Source organism: Kitasatospora sp. NPDC058406 (assembly GCF_042722765.1).
GTDB lineage: Bacteria > Actinomycetota > Actinomycetes > Streptomycetales > Streptomycetaceae > Kitasatospora.
Genome location: NZ_JBHXKE010000113.1, coordinates 23439 through 29540, shown reverse-complemented (window position 1 = coordinate 29540; position 6102 = coordinate 23439). Strand labels below are relative to the sequence as shown.

Annotated in this window: 4 protein-coding genes; 2 read left to right on the top strand and 2 right to left on the bottom strand. The window is 70.6% G+C overall.

The features are described from left to right. Nucleotides 1-274 precede the first annotated feature (274 nt). Nucleotides 275-1033, top strand: a complete 759-nt coding sequence (locus ACFWOG_RS22455; RefSeq protein WP_329883562.1) for a response regulator transcription factor — start codon at nucleotides 275-277, stop codon at nucleotides 1031-1033. Between the two features lie 99 nt (nucleotides 1034-1132). On the opposite strand, the gene ACFWOG_RS22450 is transcribed toward ACFWOG_RS22455, so the two are convergent. Both ACFWOG_RS22450 and ACFWOG_RS22445 read right to left on the bottom strand, forming a co-directional pair. Next, the gene (locus ACFWOG_RS22450; protein WP_329952520.1) at nucleotides 1133-2359 is read right to left on the bottom strand and encodes a DNA glycosylase AlkZ-like family protein; all 1227 of its coding nucleotides are present in this window, start codon (nucleotides 2357-2359) and stop codon (nucleotides 1133-1135) included. Between the two features lie 103 nt (nucleotides 2360-2462). Then, complete coding sequence (locus ACFWOG_RS22445; protein WP_380360555.1) at nucleotides 2463-3080, bottom strand: GNAT family N-acetyltransferase; 618 nt, start codon at nucleotides 3078-3080, stop codon at nucleotides 2463-2465. Nucleotides 3081-3331: 251 nt separating this feature from the next. On the opposite strand from ACFWOG_RS22445, the gene secA reads away from it, so the two are divergent. Then, complete coding sequence (gene secA / locus ACFWOG_RS22440; protein WP_329883565.1) at nucleotides 3332-6094, top strand: preprotein translocase subunit SecA; 2763 nt, start codon at nucleotides 3332-3334, stop codon at nucleotides 6092-6094. Nucleotides 6095-6102 lie beyond the last annotated feature (8 nt).

Below are 6102 nucleotides of genomic sequence, written 5' to 3'. Positions count from 1 at the left end.
ACCCCGGCGGCCGGTGCCGCCGGGGTCGCCCGTTCTCCGGCGGCCCGTCAGCCGTGCGTCCGGAAGCGTTCCGAAGGCTCCCCGGTGGATGACCGGGGGCTCCCCGCGGTTCGCCGGTGCGCCCGGGGCGTGCGCCGAGGCCGGTGGGGCGGCGCCGGGACCGGTCCGGCCGGGAAGGTCACCCCGTGCGGGGCAATGGCGCCGGAGGGTGACCGTAGGGGGCCCCGGGCGTGGAATGATTGGCGGACGACGACCGGCGACGGGGGAGGAGCGGATGGGGGATCACTTCGGGCTGGGGCCCGCTACAGGGCCGGTCGCGGGGGTGCGGCCGAGACCCGGGGACGAGCCCGAGTACGACCTCCGCCGCAGGGAGCCGATTCGCGTTCTGGTGGTGGACGACCACGCGCTCTTCCGGCGCGGCCTGGAGATCGTGCTGGCCGAGGAGGCGGACATCACCGTGGTCGGCGAGGCCGGAGACGGCGCCGAGGCGGTCCTCAAGGCTGCCGACCTGCTGCCCGACATCATCCTGATGGACGTTCGGATGCCGCGCCGCAGCGGGATCGAGGCCTGCACCGCGATCAAGGACGTGGCGCCGAGCACCAAGATCATCATGCTGACGATAAGCGACGAGGAGGCCGACCTCTACGAGGCCATCAAGGCCGGTGCCACCGGCTACCTCCTCAAGGAGATCTCCACCGACGAGGTCGCCACGGCGATTCGCGCGGTCGCCGACGGGCAGTCCCAGATCAGCCCGTCGATGGCGTCCAAGTTGCTGACCGAGTTCAAGTCGATGATCCAGCGACGGTCCGACGAGCGGGAGTTGGTGCCCGCGCCCCGGCTCACGGACCGTGAGCTGGAGGTGTTGAAGCTGGTGGCCACCGGGATGAACAACCGGGAGATCGCCAAGGAGCTGTTCATCAGCGAGAACACCGTGAAGAACCACGTGCGCAACATCCTGGAGAAGCTCCAACTGCACTCCAGGATGGAGGCCGTGGTCTACGCGATGCGGGAGAAGATCCTCGAAATAGGGTGAGGCTGCGGGAGCGGGGCCGTGCGGCCCCGCTCCCGCTTCCGCTCCTGTCCGCGGGGTGCCGGGCCCAGCCCCGCCTCCCCTCGCCCGCCCCGCCTCGGCTCAGGCGAGCAGGCGCTCCAGCGCCGGGCGCAGCGCCTCGTCGTGCAGCGTCTCCACCCGGACGGCGTCGCAGCCGACCCAGTCGGCCGCCTCGCGCAGCGCGGTGGCCAGTGCCCCGACGTGCCGCGGCGAGTCCAGCGACACCTGGCGGGCCACCAGGGTCCGCCCCTCGCGGGCCGGATCGACCCGGCCGACCAGCCGGCCGCCGGTCAGCAGCGGCATCGCGAAGTACCCGTGCACCCGCTTGTGCTTCGGGGTGTACGCCTCCAGCCGGTGGGTCATGCCGAAGATCCGCTCGGTCCGCGGGCGCTCCCAGACCAGCGAGTCGAACGGCGAGAGCAGCGTGGTCCGGTGGCGGCCCCGGGGCGGTCCGGCGAGGGCCGCCGGGTCGGCCCAGGCGGCGGCCGGGGCGCCGTCCGGACCCCAGCCGGCCACCTCGACCGGCACGAGGCCGGAGTCGGCGACGACCGAGTCGAACTGCTCGGCGCGCAGGCGGTGGTAGTCGAGCAGGTCGGCCCGGGTGGCCACGCCGAGGGCTGCGCCGGACTGGGCGACCAGGGTGCGCAGGCACTCCTCGTCGGTCGGGTCCGCCGCGAACAGCTCGGCGGGAACCGCCTGTTCGGCCAGCGAGTAGACGCGCTTCCAGCTGCGGCGGTCGGTGCAGACGACGTCGCCGAAGCTCAGTGCCCGCTCCACCGCGATCTTGGTGTCGGACCAGTCCCACCAGTCGGCGGTCTTCTTGGCACCGCCCAACTCGGTGGAGGTGAGCGGTCCTTCGGTTCGCAGCTTCGCCAGCACCGAGCGGTAGGTGGCCTCGTCGACCTCCTTGCCCCAGACGTGGGCGCGCTCGCGGTAGCGGCGGCGCCGGAAGGCGAACAGCGGCCACTCCTCGATCGGCAGGATGCAGGCCGCGTGCGACCAGTACTCGAAACTGGTCCCCTTGCCCCAGTACGCGGCCTCGACCGCCGGGCGGCCGACGGCGCCGAGCCGCGCGTACGGGATCAGTTCGTGGGAGCGGGCCAGGACCGAGATGGTGTCGAGCTGGACGGCGCCGAGGTGGCGCAGCACCCCGCGCACGCCGCCCGGGCGGTCCGGGGCGCCGAGCAGTCCCTGTGCGCGCAGGGCGATCCGGCGGGCGTCGTCGGCGCCGAGCGTCGTCACCGGTGGCGGGGCGGGGGTCCGGCCGGTGGCGGGGCGGCCGGCCGGGCGCGAGGTCGAGGCGGTCATGCCGGCGAGGGTAGACGGGGGTACTGACAATCCGCCCGTCGGCCGGCACCGCCGGCCGCCCGCGGGGCTCCCGCCGGTCGGGTGCGGGCGGGCTTCGGCGGGTTCAGCCGGTGAGGTCGGTGAGGTCGGCGGCCGGACCGGTGGCGAGGTCGCCGGGGAGCATGGCGCCGATCCAGGCGTCGTGGAACGTTCCGCGCTGCTCGGCGAAGGAGCGCAGGGTGCCCTCGACCCGGAAACCGACCTTCTCGGCCACCGCGCGGGAGCCCTCGTTGCCCACGTAGGCGACCCACTCCAGGCGGCGCACGCCCAGTTCGGTGAGGCCGTAGCGGGCGACCTCGCGGGCGGCCTCCACGGTGTACCCGCGACCGCGGAACTCCTTGGTCGCCCACCAGCCGACCTCGGCGGCGCCCGGCCGGCCGGGACAGCCGACGAGCCCCTGGGTGCCGACCATCGATCCGGTCTCGCGCTCGAAGACGCACCAGATCCGGCTCTCGCCGGTCCGCCAGCCGTTGGCGGCGAGGTCGTGGACGAAGTACTCGGCGTCCTCGCGCCGGTACGGGACGGGGACGACCGTCCAGTGCTGGATGGCCTCGTCCTGGCAGGCGGCGAGGATCGCGTCGACGTCGGACTCCTGCGGGGCCCGCAGCACCAGGCGGTCGGTGGTGAGGACGACGGGCTCGACGGTCCGCGCTTCGGTCTGCTCTTCCGGTTGATCTTCCATGGGTGGATTATTCCGTGCAGAGAGGAATCCGAGCATCCGATTAACGGATCGCACCGGCCAACTCTCCGGACAGTCGCCCGGTTTGCCCCGGTGAGTGGCGCTATCGGGTCATGTGCTCGCACGGGTGACACGGGAATACCGTGCTGACGCACCTCCCGGGGCGTTGGACTCCTCGCATACGATGGCCCGTGCGGTGGGGTGGACCCACCGTGCAGTCGTCCAGTGCCAATACAGGCAAGGAGCCCGCTCAAGTGTCCGTCTTCGACAAGATCCTGCGCGCCGGCGAAGGCAAGATCCTTCGCAAGCTGCAGCGGATTGCTGCCCAGGTCAACTCCATCGAAGAGGACTTCGTCAACCTCACCGACGCCGAGCTCCGCGCGCTGACCGACGAGTACAAGCAGCGGCTCGTCGACGGCGAGACGCTGGACGACATCCTCCCCGAGGCGTTCGCCACCGTCCGTGAGGCCGCCAAGCGCGTCCTCGGCCAGCGGCACTACGACGTCCAGCTCATGGGCGGCGCCGCGCTGCACCTCGGCTACGTCGCCGAGATGCGCACCGGTGAGGGCAAGACCCTGGTCGGCACGCTGCCCACGTACCTCAACGCGCTCACGGGCAAGGGCGTGCACCTGATCACCGTCAACGACTACCTCGCCGAGCGCGACTCGGAGTGGATGGGCCGGGTGCACCGCTTCCTCGGTCTCGAGGTCGGTGTGATCCTCGGCAACATGACGCCCGCCGAGCGCAAGCGCCAGTACTCGATGGACATCACGTACGGCACCAACAACGAGTTCGGCTTCGACTACCTCCGCGACAACATGGCCTGGTCGAAGGACGAACTCGTCCAGCGCGGCCACTTCTTCGCGGTGGTCGACGAGGTCGACTCGATCCTCATCGACGAGGCCCGCACCCCGCTGATCATCTCCGGTCCGGCCGACCAGGCGACCAAGTGGTACGCCGACTTCGCCAAGCTGGTCCAGCGCCTGAAGATCGACCGCGACTACGAGGTCGACGAGAAGAAGCGCACCGTCGGCGTGCTGGAGGAGGGTGTCACCCGGGTCGAGGACTACCTCGGCATGGACAACCTCTACGAGTCGGTGAACACCCCGCTGGTCGGCTTCCTGAACAACGCCATCAAGGCGAAGGAGCTGTACAAGCGGGACAAGGACTACGTCGTGATGAACGGCGAGGTCATGATCGTCGACGAGCACACCGGCCGCATCCTGGCCGGCCGCCGCTACAACGAGGGCATGCACCAGGCGATCGAGGCCAAGGAGGGGGTGGAGGTCCAGAACGAGAACCAGACCCTCGCGACCATCACCCTCCAGAACTTCTTCCGCCTGTACGACAAGCTGGCCGGCATGACCGGTACCGGCACCACCGAGGCGGCCGAGTTCCACCAGATCTACAAGCTTGGCGTCGTGCCGATCCCGACCAACAAGTCGCCGCTGCGCATCGACCAGCCCGACCTGATCTACAAGTCGGAGCCGGCCAAGTTCGCCGCCGTGGTCGAGGACATCGCCGAGAAGCACGAGAAGGGCCAGCCGGTGCTGGTCGGTACCGTCTCGGTCGAGAAGTCGGAGTACCTCTCGCAGGAGCTGCGCAAGCGCGGGGTCCCGCACGAGGTGCTGAACGCCAAGCACCACGAGCGCGAGGCGCAGATCGTCGCGCAGGCGGGCCGCAAGGGCGCCGTCACCGTCGCCACCAACATGGCCGGCCGTGGTACCGACATCATGCTCGGCGGCAACCCGGACCACCTCGCCGCGGCCGAGCTGGCCCAGCGCGGACTCTCCTCGGCCGACAACCCGGAGGAGTACGAGGCCGAGTTCCCGGCCGCGCTGGAGAAGGCCAAGGCCTCCGTGAAGGCGGAGCAGGAGGAGGTCAAGGAGGCCGGCGGTCTCTACGTCCTCGGCACCGAGCGGCACGAGTCCCGCCGGATCGACAACCAGCTGCGCGGCCGTTCCGGCCGTCAGGGCGACCCGGGCGAGTCCCGCTTCTACCTGTCCCTGGGCGACGACCTGATGCGTCTGTTCAAGGCCGGCATGGTCGAGCGCGTGCTCTCGATGGCCAACGTGCCCGAGGACGTGCCGATCGAGTCGAAGATGGTCACCCGGGCGATCGCCTCCGCGCAGACCCAGGTCGAGCAGCAGAACTTCGAGATCCGCAAGAACGTCCTCAAGTACGACGAGGTGCTGAACCGCCAGCGCGAGGTCATCTACGGCGAGCGCCGTCGCGTGCTGGAGGGCGAGGACCTGCAGGAGCAGGTCGGCCACTTCATGGACGACACCGTCCAGGCGTACGTCCAGGCCGCCACCGGTGAGGGCTTCGAGGACGACTGGGACCTGGAGAAGCTCTGGACCGCGCTCAAGCAGCTCTACCCGGTCACCCTGGAGCTGGAGCAGCTGGAGGAGGAGGCCGGCGGCGCCGCCGGGCTCACCTCGGAGTTCCTCACCAAGGTCATCCAGGAGGACGTCCAGGCGCAGTACGGCGCCCGTGAGGACCAGCTCGGTGCGGAGATCATGCGCGAGCTGGAGCGCCGGGTCGTCCTCTCGGTGCTGGACCGCCGCTGGCGCGAGCACCTCTACGAGATGGACTACCTGCAGGAGGGCATCGGCCTGCGGGCTATGGCGCAGCGCGACCCGCTGGTCGAGTACCAGCGCGAGGGCTTCGACATGTTCACCGCGATGATGGAGGGCATCAAGGAGGAGTCCGTCGGCTACCTGTTCAACCTGGAGGTCCAGGTCGAGCAGCAGGTCGAGGAGGTCCCGGTCGAGGACGCCGCGGTGCTCCTCGACAAGCTGGAGAAGGACTCCGCCCGTCCGGAGATCAAGGCCAAGGGCCTGGAGGCCCCGAAGCCGCAGCGGCTGCACTACACGGCCCCCTCGGAGGAGGTCGGCGGCGGTGTGGTCGAGGGCGAGTTCGAGGACCTCGGCGCGGAGGACGAGGGCGACGGGCTGACCCGCGCCGAGCGCCGCAAGGCCGCCAAGTCGGCCAAGGGCCGCCGCCGCAAGAGCTGAATCCGGTC